The organism is Clostridium acidisoli DSM 12555 (assembly GCF_900176305.1).
GTDB lineage: Bacteria > Bacillota > Clostridia > Clostridiales > Clostridiaceae > Clostridium_I > Clostridium_I acidisoli.
This window is the reverse complement of the sequence record NZ_FWXH01000002.1, coordinates 290,616-305,580: the sequence shown is the minus strand read 5'-3', so window position 1 is coordinate 305,580 and position 14,965 is coordinate 290,616. Positions and strand designations below refer to the sequence as shown.

The 14,965-nt window shown below is 27.4% G+C and carries 17 protein-coding genes and 1 pseudogene; 14 read left to right on the top strand and 4 right to left on the bottom strand.

Features of this window, described 5'->3' with window-relative positions; genetic code table 11:
• The first annotated feature begins 156 nt into the window (after positions 1 to 156).
• The 5 genes and pseudogenes from B8978_RS01585 to B8978_RS01565 all read left to right on the top strand — a co-directional run bounded on the left by B8978_RS01585 (position 157) and on the right by B8978_RS01565 (position 4,253).
• The gene (locus B8978_RS01585; protein WP_084113527.1) at positions 157 to 1,092 is read left to right on the top strand and encodes a hypothetical protein; all 936 of its coding nucleotides are present in this window, start codon (positions 157 to 159) and stop codon (positions 1,090 to 1,092) included.
• 29 nt (positions 1,093 to 1,121) lie between these two features.
• Complete coding sequence (locus tag B8978_RS01580) at positions 1,122 to 1,961, top strand: hypothetical protein (RefSeq protein WP_084113526.1); 840 nt, start codon at positions 1,122 to 1,124, stop codon at positions 1,959 to 1,961.
• Between the two features lie 164 nt (positions 1,962 to 2,125).
• Positions 2,126 to 2,719, top strand: a complete 594-nt coding sequence (locus B8978_RS01575) for a recombinase family protein (protein ID WP_084113525.1) — start codon at positions 2,126 to 2,128, stop codon at positions 2,717 to 2,719.
• A gap of 462 nt (positions 2,720 to 3,181) precedes the next feature.
• Positions 3,182 to 3,304, top strand: a pseudogene (locus B8978_RS01570) (sporulation initiation factor Spo0A C-terminal domain-containing protein); the annotation flags it as partial.
• 499 nt (positions 3,305 to 3,803) lie between these two features.
• A complete protein-coding gene (locus B8978_RS01565; RefSeq protein ID WP_084113524.1) occupies positions 3,804 to 4,253 on the top strand; it encodes an ASCH domain-containing protein in 450 nt (149 codons plus the stop codon).
• Positions 4,254 to 4,597: 344 nt separating this feature from the next.
• Here the strand turns inward: B8978_RS01565 and B8978_RS01560 are convergent, their stop codons facing one another.
• Positions 4,598 to 5,263, bottom strand: coding sequence for a TetR/AcrR family transcriptional regulator (locus tag B8978_RS01560; protein ID WP_084113523.1), 666 nt, complete (start codon positions 5,261 to 5,263; stop codon positions 4,598 to 4,600).
• Between the two features lie 359 nt (positions 5,264 to 5,622).
• Here B8978_RS01560 and B8978_RS01555 point away from each other — a divergent pair, with 359 nt between their 5' ends.
• The 4 genes from B8978_RS01555 (at position 5,623) to B8978_RS19655 (ending at position 8,510) form a co-directional block, all read left to right on the top strand.
• A complete protein-coding gene (locus B8978_RS01555) occupies positions 5,623 to 6,213 on the top strand; it encodes a hypothetical protein (RefSeq protein ID WP_084113522.1) in 591 nt (196 codons plus the stop codon).
• Between the two features lie 108 nt (positions 6,214 to 6,321).
• Positions 6,322 to 6,894, top strand: a complete 573-nt coding sequence (locus B8978_RS01550; RefSeq protein WP_242950455.1) for a phospholipase D-like domain-containing protein — start codon at positions 6,322 to 6,324, stop codon at positions 6,892 to 6,894.
• Between the two features lie 174 nt (positions 6,895 to 7,068).
• A complete protein-coding gene (locus tag B8978_RS01545; protein ID WP_176212580.1) occupies positions 7,069 to 8,346 on the top strand; it encodes a helix-turn-helix domain-containing protein in 1,278 nt (425 codons plus the stop codon).
• Positions 8,347 to 8,360: 14 nt separating this feature from the next.
• Entirely contained in the window at positions 8,361 to 8,510 is a 150-nt protein-coding gene (locus tag B8978_RS19655) for a hypothetical protein (protein WP_176212579.1), read from the top strand.
• Between the two features lie 472 nt (positions 8,511 to 8,982).
• Here B8978_RS19655 and B8978_RS01540 read toward each other — a convergent pair whose 3' ends face one another.
• On the bottom strand, positions 8,983 to 9,501 hold the full coding sequence (locus B8978_RS01540) for a methyltransferase family protein (RefSeq protein WP_084113519.1): 519 nt from the start codon (positions 9,499 to 9,501) through the stop codon (positions 8,983 to 8,985).
• Positions 9,502 to 10,005: 504 nt separating this feature from the next.
• On the opposite strand from B8978_RS01540, the gene B8978_RS01535 reads away from it, so the two are divergent.
• Complete coding sequence (locus B8978_RS01535; RefSeq protein ID WP_084113518.1) at positions 10,006 to 10,206, top strand: DUF3606 domain-containing protein; 201 nt, start codon at positions 10,006 to 10,008, stop codon at positions 10,204 to 10,206.
• A gap of 78 nt (positions 10,207 to 10,284) precedes the next feature.
• Here B8978_RS01535 and B8978_RS01530 read toward each other — a convergent pair whose 3' ends face one another.
• Both B8978_RS01530 and B8978_RS01525 read right to left on the bottom strand, forming a co-directional pair.
• Entirely contained in the window at positions 10,285 to 10,662 is a 378-nt protein-coding gene (locus B8978_RS01530; RefSeq protein ID WP_084113517.1) for a L,D-transpeptidase, read from the bottom strand.
• Positions 10,663 to 10,720: 58 nt separating this feature from the next.
• Entirely contained in the window at positions 10,721 to 10,948 is a 228-nt protein-coding gene (locus tag B8978_RS01525; RefSeq protein ID WP_084113516.1) for a hypothetical protein, read from the bottom strand.
• Positions 10,949 to 11,240: 292 nt separating this feature from the next.
• Here B8978_RS01525 and B8978_RS01520 point away from each other — a divergent pair, with 292 nt between their 5' ends.
• From B8978_RS01520 to xerD, 4 genes are all read left to right on the top strand, one after another.
• A complete protein-coding gene (locus B8978_RS01520; protein ID WP_084113515.1) occupies positions 11,241 to 12,452 on the top strand; it encodes a C40 family peptidase in 1,212 nt (403 codons plus the stop codon).
• Between the two features lie 156 nt (positions 12,453 to 12,608).
• Positions 12,609 to 13,127: an NUDIX hydrolase gene (locus B8978_RS01515; protein WP_084113514.1), complete on the top strand. Its 519-nt coding sequence runs from the start codon at positions 12,609 to 12,611 to the stop codon at positions 13,125 to 13,127.
• Positions 13,128 to 13,196: 69 nt separating this feature from the next.
• On the top strand, positions 13,197 to 13,823 hold the full coding sequence (gene spoIIM, locus B8978_RS01510; RefSeq protein WP_084113513.1) for a stage II sporulation protein M: 627 nt from the start codon (positions 13,197 to 13,199) through the stop codon (positions 13,821 to 13,823).
• 262 nt (positions 13,824 to 14,085) lie between these two features.
• Positions 14,086 to 14,964 carry a site-specific tyrosine recombinase XerD gene (gene xerD, locus B8978_RS01500; protein WP_084113511.1) on the top strand — a complete coding sequence of 293 codons (879 nt, stop codon included), beginning with the start codon at positions 14,086 to 14,088 and terminating at the stop codon, positions 14,962 to 14,964.
• Position 14,965: the final 1 nt, after the last annotated feature.

Sequence of the window (14,965 nt, the reverse complement as noted above, 5' to 3'; positions counted from 1 at the left end):
CTCTTTTTTGCCAGAATTAAAGTGGTACAAATATCCATAAGAAGTTGATAGGGTATGGGAAAATGCAGGGTATAACAGCACAATAAAAACTGCTAAATTAACTGAAGTTGATATAACTTATATGGATGATTTAACTGATACTATTGAGGTGAAAAAATGAAAGATAATTTAACTAGTGAATTTTACGAGACTATAGATAACACAGTTAAGTATATTAAAAATGAATGGATCTTAATAAAAAATGGAATAGATACAGGTAATCTTAAAGATATGTTAAATCAAATATACACTATCTCTATAGAACCTAATATTGATCAATTTTCTTATAAACTATCTAAATTTAAAACTTTATATAGGGCAGTAAAATCTAGTGATATATATCCTGATTATGCTGAATATAAGGACATGATTCCTCAAAAAGGAAGTTTAAATAGGTGGAATCCTGAAGATAAGATATACTTATATTTATCAGGAGCTCCGAACAAAAAATCAAAAATTATTGATAAAGAATATAAGCTCAATATTTGTGAAAAAACCTGTATGGAAGAAATAAGAGCCGTTCCTTGTAATAATACGAAAATCACCATGTGTAGTTTTAAAGTTGTTCCTAAATATGCAAATGGTATAGTTATTAATATGTCATTTATGAACCAATCATATGATGATATATTAAATGAAGCTAGAAATGAATTAAAAAACTATACGTCTATTATAATTAAAAGTTCACTAAAAAAAGTAAAAAGAAAAAATATGAATTTATTAGACATACAAAAATATACTATGAATATCCTTCAATCTAACAAAGTTGAAGATAAACTTAGAAAGATTGCATCTATTTATGTAACAAAAGGTATTCTAAAAATATTTTTAGATGAAATATTAATTCCATTGGATGATGATAATGATGATAGGGAGAAAGAATACAAACCATTTCATGATATGGCTGAGTTTTTTGAATCAAAAAAATTTTGTGGAATTTATTATCAAAGTACAAGAATGAAAAAGATAAAACTAGTTGGTTCAAATGTTGTATTATTTAATAAAGATAGTGCGGTACCACAAAAAACAGCAATAAGATGTTTTATATACTAAATTAATTCAATTGATAGAAGGTTTTGATAGTGGAAAAGAAAAATTTATTTAAACGTATTGAACAACATAAAATAATAACAAGTATTATTATTTTTATTGTCATTATAGTAATTTTTATATTATGTATTGTAGTTATACAATTACCTTATGCAATAGGAAAATATCATTCATTTGTAATAATAAATTTTCATGCAAGTGATCTTTTAACTTTTCTTGGTTCGTATTTAGGCTTGGCTGGTACAATTTTTTTAGGATTAATCACAATATGGCAAAATAAAAAATTAAGAGAAGAATCTAAAGCAAAAGATATTAATAGACTATATTCAGAAAATGAAAGAATAAGACTTCAATATGTGCCATCATTTTTAATTCAAGGAATGTCTAGTGAAGAACAAAGGGATATACATTCTGAGAATGTAGCTAAAGAGAGTTTATGGACACTAATAAATCAAACAAATCCATACACATTTCAGTTTGATAATAAAGAACTGAAATGGATTGATAGTCATTGGGTATCTATACGGAAGTGCTTTCAAATATTAAATTGTGGAAATAATACTGCTCAAGATGTTAAGATTATAATTAAAATTAATGAAAATGAATATCCTTGTGTTAAAACATTTTCTATTGATAAAAATAGTACAATTTATTTTAGAGTAGATTTTGATAAAAGTACATTTACTTTGAATGAAAATACACTTTTGTTATTAAGATTTAAAGACACATTTCAAAATGATTATGAGCAAATTTTTAAAATGTATGTTAAAGATGATAATATATATATTGAGAACAATTCTAAAATTAATATTGTAAATAGATGGAATCTAACACCAAGTTTAGAAAATTTAAAAAATGAATTAATGAAATAAATAAAAATATCCTAAAAGGTATACCTTTAAGGATAGGAAAAAAACTATAATATTTACGTTTATAAAAGTGGCAAAAACATTTTATAAACGTTTATAAAACACTATATACATTTACAAACGCTTATGATATAATTATTTCATAAGATAAATGGAGGTAAATTTATATGAGAATTTATGGATATTGCAGAGTAAGTACAAAAGAGCAGAACCTTGACAGACAATTAATAGAGTTGGAAAAGTATGTTGATAGTAGGTACATATTTAAGGATAAACAAAGTGGTAAGGATATGGATAGGGTAGAATATCAATTACTTAGAAAAGTTGCTCAACGTGACGATATAATTTATATAAAATCATTAGATAGGTTAGGTAGGAACAAGCAACAGATTAAACAAGAGTTAGAGTATTACAAGAATGAAGGTGTAAGAATTAAAATATTAGATATACCAACAAGTATGCTGGATATACCTAAAGGTCAAGAGTGGTTATTAGATATGATTAATAATCTATTGATAGAAGTATTAAGTACAATGGCAGAACAAGAAAGATTGAACATAAAGTCAAGACAGGCAGAAGGTATTGCAGCAGCAAAAGACAAAGGTAAACATTTAGGCAGACCAAAAGCAGAATATCCTTTAAATTGGAATGAAGTATATAATAAATGGAAACATGGGGAGGTTTCAGCAGTAAAGGCTATGGAACAGTTAGAATTAAAGAAGAATACATTTTATAAGTTAGCTAAACAGTATGAAGGGTAGTGGAAAACTGCCCTTTTATTTTTATACTGGTACGGGGTAGTTTACGTTTTAGAAACAATAGTAACTTGAATTTTAGCTATATCCTGCCACATCCCCGCACTCAAGACAAAAAAATTTACCGAAATAAAAATAAGATCACGAAAAAACCTAGTGATAGCAACGTATTCCCGAAATTGTTTCCCGAAATTTTCCCGATTAAAATGCCGTATTTAAAGTAAATAAGGGAAAGTAGATTATTATTTTTAGAATATTTAAGATGTAAATGTAAAAATATCGAAATTAAATATTGTAAAAAATAAAGATTAAAAAATAGGCGCTTGTAATATGATTTAATAGCGTTATAATATACGTATAAACTATTTAAAAATATACCTATAAAAGTGAAAAAAATTTATACGTATTGACTTATAGAAATTAATATAGAAATTACATTTTAAAAGCTTGAAAAACCTTGGTATCACACAAGTAGATACAATTAACAAATTGTTTGGCTACACAATACATAACGGTAAAGGTAAACCAACTAACTCAGAATTCATTGCCATGATTGCTGATAAATTAAGACTTAAAAATAAGGTGAGCTAAGGTAGAGTTATATTAGAAATTCAACGGTTAAGAGATTGTATAAATAATTTACATTTAGATTAAAAAAACAAATAAATATACTTTATCTTGGTTAATAAGCCAATAAACATTTAAAGGGTATAATTATAAACACCTTTTGTTTTCTTAATTATTTATTAGGAAAATGGGAGGTGTTTTTTTTAATGTTAAGAATATAGAAAAGATTATTAAAAAAAGGTTAGTGCCAGCACAATTAATAATTACTAAACGTAATGCTGCAAAAAAATTAAATTTTTAAAGTATGTAATAAGGAAAAAAGAACAAATATCTTAAGATATAAATTATTTGCAGAAAAGAAACCTATAGGAATACCGCAAAATTATAAGGGTTTAATTACAGGAAATTAAATTTGCGCTATAATTAGGAAAATACAAGAATTTAAAAAATCTTAGCAATACGGTATAATAGTAAAATATGACGAAATAATAAAAATTGTTTATATGATGGGAGGTTAAAATATATGACTGAAAAAGAAATGTGGAGTTTATATACAAAAAACAACGATGTGAAAGATAAGACCTATGATGCTTGGTGTTTCGGTGGAGATATTTCAAGTGCAAATGGACTTGCAAAGCTTGTATTAAATGGTATCAAAAAGGCAACAGCATCGGCGTATCAATTATATGAACTTGAAAACAGTCCGTTGCCACCAATAGGTGGTTTAAACATTATATTAGACTCTGATAATAATGCTGTTTGTATAACTAAAACAACTAAAGTTTATACTTGTCCATTTAAAGAAGTATCAGAAAATCATGCTCTTAAGGAGGGCGAAGGAGATTTATCATTATCATATTGGAGAAAGGTACATAAAGATTTTTTTTCAAAAGAATTAAAAGAATATAATCTCGATTTTGATGAAAGTATGATTATTGTTTGTGAAGAATTTGAAGTAGTATGCAAAGAATAAGCAACAATTTTCTTTTATTGTGACACAATCGAAAATATAATACATGATAAAAAAGGAAATTTTGAAGCATGTATAGAATATGTTTTATGAGGTAAAACTTTATGAAAATTAGTAGGATATGATAGATATAAAAATAATTAATAGATTTCAAATTTCATTCTATTCAATATGTCAAACTTTTTGATTTTTGCATAATTATTAGATTGAGGTGTTAAATATGCAAATAGAAATAAATGAAGACCTCAATATTCATTGATGGATATTGAGGTCTTCTTATTATTCTTAGATTAAAACCTTAAGTTTATTTTATGAATTAAATGTTTAATGGTCTTAATTCATCATATTCATGAATGTTTATTATTATCAAAGTTATGTTTTTCTGCACAAAACGCATCGCATAATAAATTTAAATTAAAATTGATAAAATCTTCTTGTTTAAGCGAATGATAAGTTGTAAATGTTTTACCTGATACAGAAAGCATGTGAAAAAATCCTGTGATTAAAAACTCAGCTGAATAAGTTATACTGAGTGTATCAAGATCTGTACGTATACTCCCATCTAATTTTCCTTCATCAATCACTTTTGTAATCTCTTGTGTCATTAATTCATTAATCTTATTGAATTCTTGATACTCTGCTGAAAATTTTCCTCTTATTTTAACATATCCAACGTAGTTCATTATTTCTAAAGTACTAGGAAAAGTCTGATAGAATCTATAATAAGCAGATGCCAAACATTGAAGCTTTTCAAGACCGGTATTATTATTTTTAATCGCTTCCTGAAAAAAAGATAAAAGCCGCTTAAATCCTCTAACAACCACTGTGAAATATAAAGATTCTTTATCTTTAAAGTATTGATATAGCGTTTTTCTGCTAAATTCGGCTTCTTTGGCTATTTCATCCATTGAAGCTCCTGTATAACCCATTGTTGAGAATATTTTTTCAGCTGCATTTATTAGATTTTCTTTCCGTACTTGTTTTTCTTTTTCCTTTCTAGACATTATATCCATAAGTTTATCTCCTCCTGCTTGACAATATTAGTATATCAGGTGTATATTAAAGTTACACTATGTAACTTTAATATACATAATGTATCAATAAAAGTATAAGATATTTTGTTTTATCAGTCAAGAAATAGAAATTATGATTTGATAGATTTAATTCATACTTTATAGTTTATTATCAGATTATTCTGTGCAAAAAGAGGAGATAAATTTACTCTTTGTAAAACCTGTTTTTAAAAGAAGTATTTTGAAGAATAAAGAAGGTAGAGAATGAGCTACGTATAACAGCCTTCATCAAAAAGGTTTGATTTAAGTAAAAACTTTGAATATATAATAAAAGTTTTATAGATATAGGGGGAGGTACTATGAGAAAGCTTTTGTCAAAATTATCAAATGATATGCAGAAAATTTCCAATAAAAAATATATCTTGATTTTCATTGGATTTTTACTATTCATGGGATATATGTCTACTAATAATGTTACCGGTACAGTAAAACTCAAGGAAATCAGTAATGGAATTCAACCGCTGGATATGAGATTTAGCTATAATCCAGGTGAAGCATATGATGTAATTAAAGCATTAGGACCAGCGGGACGATATTTTTATATTAAATGGCTTATTATGGATTTTGTGGTTTCACTTTCAACGATGCTTCTGCATTCTGTACTTATTACATATTTTATTGGAAAATTATCTATAAGTGGTAAAATGCTAAAAGTAAATCTACTCCCTTATATTAGAGGTGCTTTTGACTACATAGAAAACTGCCTATTATTAATAATGCTTTTTAACTATCCTAAAGTTTTTATTGTAATAGCAAGTATTGCTGATTTAATGACGATTATGAAATGGATTTTATTTTCTATTTCTTTGGTTGTCATAATTACACTTATGATTATAACAGGATGGAAACTCATAAAAGCTAGATATTCTATTTTTAAGAGTACCAAATAGTTTAAGGTTTTATTATAAGTATATTATATATACAAGGCAAAGATATTTTTAAATACACAGGAGGGGATTCATATTAAAAGAATATTAATAGTCTTATTAATCATATCATTGTTAGGTGCCACAGGGTGCTCTACTGAGAAAGTTAAGGCTACAACTAAGAGACATGGTAACACTTCCCAAAAGCTTCAACAAACACAACCAGCACTGCCAGTAAAAACAGGGGAGCTTCAATATTATTTTACTAAAGCAAATCAGCATCCAGACGAACAATTAATTAAGGTTATAAATTCATCAAAAAGCACTCTTGATATTGCTATATATAGTTTAACTAAGAAAAGTATTGTGAACGCAATAATACAAGCCAAGGATAGAAAAGTTAATGTTAGAATAATGACAGATAAGATTGAGTCAAAAAGTAAAGCTGAAGTCAAAGAGTTAGCCTTATTGCAAAAGGATAATATTCCTATAAAAGCAAATAGTCATCCAGGACTTCTACATATAAAAATGACTATTGCCGATAAAAATATAGCAACAACTGGTAGTTATAATTATACCGAAAATGCTTCAACAAAAAATGACGAAATACTTGTTATTATAAATGATTCAAAAGTTGCTGAAGGTTTTGATAGTGAGTTCGAGAATATGTGGAATGACACTAAGGATTATGAAGATTATAATTAAGATATTTGGATAAATATTTGGAGGGTGAATAGAGATTAACTTAAAAGATAATTCTTGGAGGAAAGAATAAATAAACAACATAACAAACAATAAGTTGCTAAAAAAGTTGCATACACCTGAAATATGGTATATAATTTACATATAATACAAATATTCGAGAATAAAGGTGATGTTATGAATTTTCTGACTACAGGGGAAAAGCTAAAGCGGCTTAGAACTCAACTAAATTTAAAGCAAGATGATTTAAAAAGTGAGAATGTAACTAGGGGACTCATAAGCATGATGGAAACTGACAAAAGAGATGTAACTTATTCTACAGCATCAAAACTTTCAGAAAAATTCAATGAAAGGGCGGAAGAACTTGACATTATCGTAAATGTAGATGAAGCATATCTAATGCGTTCTCCCAGGGAAGATGCAGAGTTATATTGTTTAAGAAAATTGCAAGATCCCGGAATAGACAAAAGCAGCATAGATGGAATTTTTGAGATAGTAAATGAATATGATTTAGTAGAAGTTAAGGCAGAGGCATATTGCAAATTAGGTGAGATTTATTTTAAAGAAAAAGAGTTCGAATTAGCTTGTGACATTTATAAAAAAGCTAGAGAGATATACATAGACATTAAGAAGAATGAAAAACTTGGACATGTTTATTGGAGGTTAGGTGTTTTTAATGCAGATGATCTAAAGTATGAATCAGCTATTGAATATTATCAATTAAGTCAATATTACTGCAATTTATATAAAGATTTTAATACTAGAAAATTATGTTTGTACTCTTTAGCAAATAGTTATAAAAAATTAAGCAAAATAGATTTAGCATTAGAAACTATTGAAAAATTTTTAGATGTTTGTGATGAGAAAGAAGATTATAGATTATATATCTTTGCTCAAGGTATTAAAGCAACCTGCTATGAAGTTAAAAAAGATTACAATAAGGTAATAGAAACATACGAAATAATAATTTTAAAAATTTCGGATGATAAAAATGTGTTTTTAGGTTATGCATATAACAATTTGGGACTAGCATATTCTGCTAAAAATGATTTTGAACAGAGTATGAAATACTTTGATATGGCAGAAAAATTTAAAAATGAATTTAGTAAATCAAATTTGTCACATACACTTATAGAAAAATCAGAGGTTTTACTAAAAGAAAATTTTATTGATCATGCAATTAAAACTATAAACTTAGGATTGGAATATGCAAAAAAATATAAAGATTTAGAATATTTACTGAAAGGTAATTATTTATTAATGAATATATACCATGAATTAAATGATAATGAAAAGTTGGAAAAAGTGTATATTAACGTTATTGAGTTATTAAAACTTACTAAAAATACTAAAAAACTTAAAGACCTTTATAATGAACTAGCGCTTAAGTATTTAAGGCAAAACAAGCTGGAAATATGTGAACAATATTTATTATTATCAAAAAATTTAAAATAAATGGAGGTATTACTATGAAAAAGAAAATATTAAGAAATTTGACTTTAGGATTGGGGTGCTTAATGCTAACATTATCAATATCAACAAGTGTGTTAATGCACAATAGTACAACAAATAGTAATATACATGTTATACAGCTACAAGAGGATATGCCAAATAGTTAATCAAATACATTTATAAAAGAGAGTTATACAGAGTGATTTTAATTCATTTGGTATGATTCTTTTTTTATTGATTTATTCACATAATTTTGAAACTAATCTGATAAAGTAAAAGAATACCTCAATATGTCGAATATGGATACATTGAGGTGATGAAATGAGAAAAGGTATAGAAAGCTTTATAGATGACAAACGAAATTACAATAATGTAAAAAAATGATTCAAAGGTTGCTGAAGGTTTTGATAGTGAGTTCGAGAATATGAAGATTATAATTAAAAATTTGTATGGTGAATAGAAATTAACTTAAAAGATAATTCTAGGAGTAAAGAATAAATAAACAACATAAAAAACAATAAGTTTCAAAAGAAGTTCCATACACTTGAAACATGCTATATAATTTACATAAGCATGAAGAAGAGGCTAGGTGGACAATCACAAACCATAACTTGAATAAAAGAGTTATAGCATAACTGTCTAAATATAACGTCTCACTTTATTCATATATTTTATATATTCTTCTCCGAATTTCTTAATACACCATCTTTCTTCTGAAAGAATAATCCAGTGTGCGGATACTTGAAAACAGATTAATAACGCAAGTAATATCAAGGAATGTGTTAGCAATGCACACCCTAAAAAATAAATAAAATATGCAATGTACATAGGATTGCGAGATACTCGGTATAATCCATTTAAATTTATTCCATTCATTTTAGGCTTAGCATAATTTACTATAGATACAGCATATAAAATAATTCCTAAACTATATACTCCTAAACCTATGTAAAACCAATCAGAGTCAGTTTTGATTTTGAGTAATAATAGGTATAGTAAAATAAGAATGGTTGTAATTTGATAAACCCAGAATGCTACTCTTTCTCTTCCGATTAATGGAGCAAAGAAGCCTGCACGTTTAAGTGATTCTTTGTCTATTATACTTAAAATCCCATACCTAATAAGTATTAGTGGTATTACTGTGAAAAATGCATTCATTTTACCACACCTTTTAGTTTTTTGCTCTATAACATTTCTATTTTAGTTATTCGCATTTTCTAACTATTATTCATTAGATTATAGTCTTGCATGATGCTTATTATAACATAATTGACAAAATATCACACCTGCTATATACACATTGGCTCTCTATTCTTTAAATCTTTTACTTTGGCATATGAATATACCACATTACTTTGAACCACTTAATATAGTTGTAGCAAAACCATTAATCAAATACATTAAAAAAGAGAGTTCCACAGGGCGATTTTAATTCATTTTGTATGATTCTTTTTTTATTGATCCATTCACATAATTTTGAAACAAAATTGTGACAATTATTTCATAATATAAAGCTAGAAAATAAATTTTTAAGATAAACGTTATCAGTTATTATTTGATAACAATTATTGTTTACAAAATGTGATTTGTTTCTTATAATATAATTATATCGATAATAGTTATTATATATAAATTATTTTTATTAAAAAGGAATGATGTGTTATGTTATTATTTGGCAATAGAACTAAAACAAAAACTTATTCTAAAACACAATCTGATTATCTTAAGATAGATATTTTTGATGAGGAAGACTTAAAGTTTTGGTGTAAAAGATTTAACTGTACAGAAGATGCATTAATGGCTGCAGTTAATATAGTTGGTGTTTCAGCCAATAAGGTAGAAAATTACTTTAATGAAAATTAAGCACTAGATTATCTATAAAGTTATAGGAGAGAACTCTTAACGGGGTTCTTTTTTATTTTTTGGAGTTTTTTCTTAAAATTATGTTATTAAAACTAGAGTACCTATAGAAACTAGATTACTTACTTCAATAACTTGGTTATTGAACATTCTTATACAACCGTTAGATATGTTTTTTCCAATTGAAGAAGGATTGTTTGTACCATGAATTCCATAATCGCCATAAGGTGCATTTAAGCCTAACCATCTTGCACCAAAAGGACCGCCTGGATTTATAGCACGATTAATTATTTTAAAAGTTCCTTTAGGAGTTGGTGTAGAAGGTTTTCCGACTGCAACCATATAAGTTTTGTAAAAATTGTTGTTTCTAAATAAAGTAAGAATACGAGTTTGCGTGTTAATGGTTATACGATATACAGCTCTGTAAGGTTGGGTATATGGGTATATATAATAAAACATTTTTTATGTCTCCAAATATAACTATACTAACATAATATTAATTATTTCATTAATTTAGTCATAAAAGTGTTTGAATTTCTTGATTTATTGTAAATTGCGTAAAAAAATAAAACCAACTATCTTTTTTTGAATAGTCAGTTTTATGCTTGTTTTTTCTTTTGTATGAACCTTTACCCTTTTTAGGCATTATAACACCAGTTCCCCTTGAAATTTCTGAAGTAGTAAATTTTCTACGATTTAACATTAGCATGTTCATATCAATTGTGCCTATTTTTTCTTTTTTCATAAATTTATCTCCTTACGATTTTATGAAAAAATAGTAACATGTAAAATTTTAAAAGTCAAGAATAGTATATAATTAGGTAGTATTTAGTTACCATAATAAAAGTTATGTAAACTAAATTAAAGGTAAACCGGAATCATATCATAAAAACTGGATATTATTCTTGCTTTTAAGGCAAAGAAATTTAAAAAATTAATAAATATTGTTCAAAAGTTGTAGTTTATCAATAGTTAGTGTTATAATAAAGTTGTACTGTAATAAATTAAAATATCTAGACAGAGGGGGGGAGTACAGGTTGTATAAAAAAATATTATCAAGTGTTTTGGCAATCGGAATCGCATTAACAATGAGTTCACAAGCTCTAGCCGATCCATTAACAGACAAACTGAATTCGACAACAGACCAGTACAACCAAAATCAGAATAACCTTAGTGATGCACAAAAAAAGGCTAGTCAATTAGAGGCTGATATTGAAAACTTGGACAACCAAATTCAGAAAAACATGGCAGAGGTTGATGGCTTAAAAACTAAAATAAGTTCGACAGAATCCAATATTGCAGAAACACAAAAAAGCATTCAAAGTTCTGAAGATGAAATAAAAAGCGAAAAGGAATTGTATGATGCAAGAATGAAGGCAATGTACATCAATGGAATTGGTGGATACATAGATGTTCTTTTTGATTCAAAAAATTTAGGCGATTTCTTATCAAAAGCAGAGGTAGTTCAAAAAGTAACAGAAGCAGATAGCAAAATAATAAATCTTTTAAATCAGCAAGAAAAAGAATTACAAGACAAAAAAGATGCTCTTGCAAAAGATAAAGAAAATCTTCTTGTTATGCAAAGCGACAGTAACAAAAAAATTTCAGATTTAAATCAAAAGCAAGCTGCTGAAAAGCCATTAGTAGCACAAGCACAAAGTCAGGTGAATCAATTTACAAACTTAACTGCAAGCCAAAAAGCTGCAATTGATGCAATTAATAAACAAATAAGTGATGCGAAAGCAGCACAAGCAGCACAGCAAACAGTTCAAGTGAGTCAACAGACTTCAGTAAATAATGGACAAGCAGTACCAAATAACAAATATACACCGGCACCAACACCAAAGCCAGTGCCAACACCAACACCAACACCAACGCCAGGGCCGGCACCAAATACTTCAAGTCTTATAAGTTTTGCGGAAAGCTTTCAAGGCGTACCATATGTTTGGGGAGGAACAACACCAAGTGGATTTGATTGTTCTGGTTTTACATCTTACGTGTTTAATCATTTTGGTAAAAATCTACCAAGGACAAGTGAAGCACAATGGAATGTTGGTACAGCAGTAAGTGAATCAAATCTTCAACCTGGAGATTTAGTGTTCTTTGAAATGGCATCAGATGGACCAGGACATGTTGGAATTTATATAGGAAATGGTTTAATGATACATGCGCCACACACAGGTTCATATGTACAAATAATTCCGTTTACAGATAACTGGGGTTATTGTGGAGCAAGAAGGGTAAGATAAGAGATAAGCTATCTAAAATTATTTTAGGTAGCTTATTTTTTATAGAGTTAAATTTTACTTTATTCATTTATATAACAAGTGTTTTGTTTGACAATTATATTTGGACAGATTAGAATTAAAATTGCGAAGTTTACTATGAAATTGGAGGAGTTTATTTTGAATTTTGTAGAAGAAACAGTCAATAAAGAAAAAAAGTATGAAGGAAAAGTAATAGAATTATATTTACATAAGGTAAAACTTCCTAATGGCAAATTTGCAAATAGAGAAGTTATAACACACCCAGGAGGAGTTGCAATTTTAGCATATAAAGATAGTGAAACAATATTAATGGTAGAGCAATATAGAAAGCCAGTAGAAAAGGTTTTGATAGAACTTCCAGCAGGAAAAATAGAAAAAGGAGAAAGCACAGAAGTTTGTGGCAGGAGAGAACTTGAAGAGGAAACGGGTTTTAAAGCAAACTATTTTCAGTATCTAGGAAAAATTGTTACTACACCTGGTTTTTGTAATGAGCATATTTATTTATATAAAGCAGAAAAGCTTTATAAAGGAAATATTGGAGGGGACGATGACGAATTTTTAAATCTAAGAGAAGTTAAAATAAAAGATATAAAACAAATGATAAAAAATGGAGATATAATTGATGCTAAAACTATAAGTTGCTTCATGTATTTGTAATTGGAATAATACTCCCTTATTAATCATAAATATTTATAAAACCTGATTAACAAGGGAGGAAGTATTTATATGAAATTTCAAATTTTAAGAGAAGCCACGGCAAAACACTTACAAGACAATTTATGGCTATATGTGCTTAGTGCAGTGTGTATGTGCACAGGGGTTGTTTTAGGTGTCTATACAGTTAAGTATATGAATGGATTTGATAAGAGTGATTTGCTTAGCTATTTGACCTCTTTTGTAAAATCTGATGGAGCAAAAAACATTAATTATTATGGGATATTTTTAGAAACAATAAAAAATAATATACCAGTAATGGCTGTTATATGGTTTTTAGGACTTACTATGATTGGAATTCCAATTATATTAGTAATAGACGTTATTAAGGGTTTCACAATAGGCTTTACAGTTACTTTTTTTGTAAATGGATTAGGATTAAAAGGAATATGGATTGCACTTTTATCTATAATTCCTCAAAACATAATTTACATTCCGTGTATTATGATTGCATCAGTTATAGGCATGGAATTTTCATTTCGGTTAATAAGAGATAATTCGAAAAGAATGTGGACAAAGAGTATATCTTCTAAAATATTTTCCTATACTGTATTTTTTATTATATTAAATGTGGTTATGATTGTAGGCTTTTTATTTGAAACCTATATTACACCAAGTATAATAAGAGCAGTTGCATAGGAGGATATGTTGAATTTGATTAATTCTGATGTGTTTAAAACCATTACTTTGTTTTTTAAGTGCATATTGATTCTTATTTTTTTAGGTATAATTCTTCCTAATTTATTTGATTACATTATTATTTCTCTTATTATCAAATCTAAGTTTCACGGAAATAGTGTTTTAGTATATAATATACTTAGTGATAACAAACAGATTATCTACAATTATATATATTTATTTAAACTTACTATAAGTAGGTAAAATGTTAGGAGAAAATATTATGAATAATTTAGTGGAAAAATATTTTGATGAAATAAATAAAAAAAATTTTAGCAAGAACACATTGGATGCATATAAAAGAGATATAAAGAGGTTTGCAGAATTTATCAAGGATAGAAATGAAAACGTTGAGGAAATTGATGTAGTAACAATTATGGCATACACTCAAGAAATGGTTAAAATGGGGAAAGCTAGTTCTTCCATTACAAGAAATACTGTCTCTATAAGAAATTTCTATAAATATTTAATAAATATCGGTAAAGTTGATAGAAATCCAGTAGACACGTATAAGGTACCTAAATTAAAAAGAGGTTTACCTATGGTTTTAACTGTTGATGAAGTCGATAAATTACTTAATATTCCTGATCTTGATACATACAAAGGTATAAGAGACAAGTCAATGCTTGAGATAATGTATGCAACAGGTATAAAAGTAACAGAACTGATAAATCTAGTTGTATATGATGTTAATTTAAAACTTTCATACATAAAGTGTAAGGGTGTAAAAGGAAAAGAAAGAATTATTCCATTTGGGTCCTATGCACTTAAATGGGTACAGGAATACCTTAAAATAAGACCAATATTAAATACAGATAATTTGGATTATTTATATTTAAATTTACATGGAGATAGGATGACAAGACAGGGCTTTTGGAAGATAATAAAAAAATATGCCGCTGAAGCTGATATTAATAAGACAATTAATTCTTATACATTAAGGCATTCTTTTGCAGTACATCTTCTGCAAAATGGTGCAGATATAAAAACTATACAAGAATTATTAGGGCATACTAATTTAACTACCACACAAATATATTCAGGTGTTTCTAAAAAAAGCAAGGTTGCAGAAGCATATAAGAAATATCATCCAAGAGCTTAAA

Excerpts from the sequence above, each read along its gene's own strand:
- B8978_RS01535 (WP_084113518.1), top strand. The coding sequence starts at position 10,006 with ATGTTATTATTTGGCAATAGAACTAAAACAAAAACTTATTCTAAAACA.
- B8978_RS19655 (WP_176212579.1), top strand. The coding sequence starts at position 8,361 with ATGAAAAAGAAAATATTAAGAAATTTGACTTTAGGATTGGGGTGCTTA.
- B8978_RS01585 (WP_084113527.1), top strand. The coding sequence starts at position 157 with ATGAAAGATAATTTAACTAGTGAATTTTACGAGACTATAGATAACACA.
- xerD (WP_084113511.1), top strand. The coding sequence starts at position 14,086 with ATGAATAATTTAGTGGAAAAATATTTTGATGAAATAAATAAAAAAAAT.
- B8978_RS01540 (WP_084113519.1), bottom strand. The coding sequence starts at position 9,501 with ATGAATGCATTTTTCACAGTAATACCACTAATACTTATTAGGTATGGG.
- B8978_RS01530 (WP_084113517.1), bottom strand. The coding sequence starts at position 10,662 with ATGTTTTATTATATATACCCATATACCCAACCTTACAGAGCTGTATAT.
- spoIIM (WP_084113513.1), top strand. The coding sequence starts at position 13,197 with ATGAAATTTCAAATTTTAAGAGAAGCCACGGCAAAACACTTACAAGAC.
- B8978_RS01575 (WP_084113525.1), top strand. The coding sequence starts at position 2,126 with ATGAGAATTTATGGATATTGCAGAGTAAGTACAAAAGAGCAGAACCTT.
- B8978_RS01555 (WP_084113522.1), top strand. The coding sequence starts at position 5,623 with ATGAGAAAGCTTTTGTCAAAATTATCAAATGATATGCAGAAAATTTCC.
- B8978_RS01560 (WP_084113523.1), bottom strand. The coding sequence starts at position 5,263 with ATGGATATAATGTCTAGAAAGGAAAAAGAAAAACAAGTACGGAAAGAA.
- B8978_RS01545 (WP_176212580.1), top strand. The coding sequence starts at position 7,069 with ATGAATTTTCTGACTACAGGGGAAAAGCTAAAGCGGCTTAGAACTCAA.
- B8978_RS01565 (WP_084113524.1), top strand. The coding sequence starts at position 3,804 with ATGACTGAAAAAGAAATGTGGAGTTTATATACAAAAAACAACGATGTG.
- B8978_RS01525 (WP_084113516.1), bottom strand. The coding sequence starts at position 10,948 with ATGAAAAAAGAAAAAATAGGCACAATTGATATGAACATGCTAATGTTA.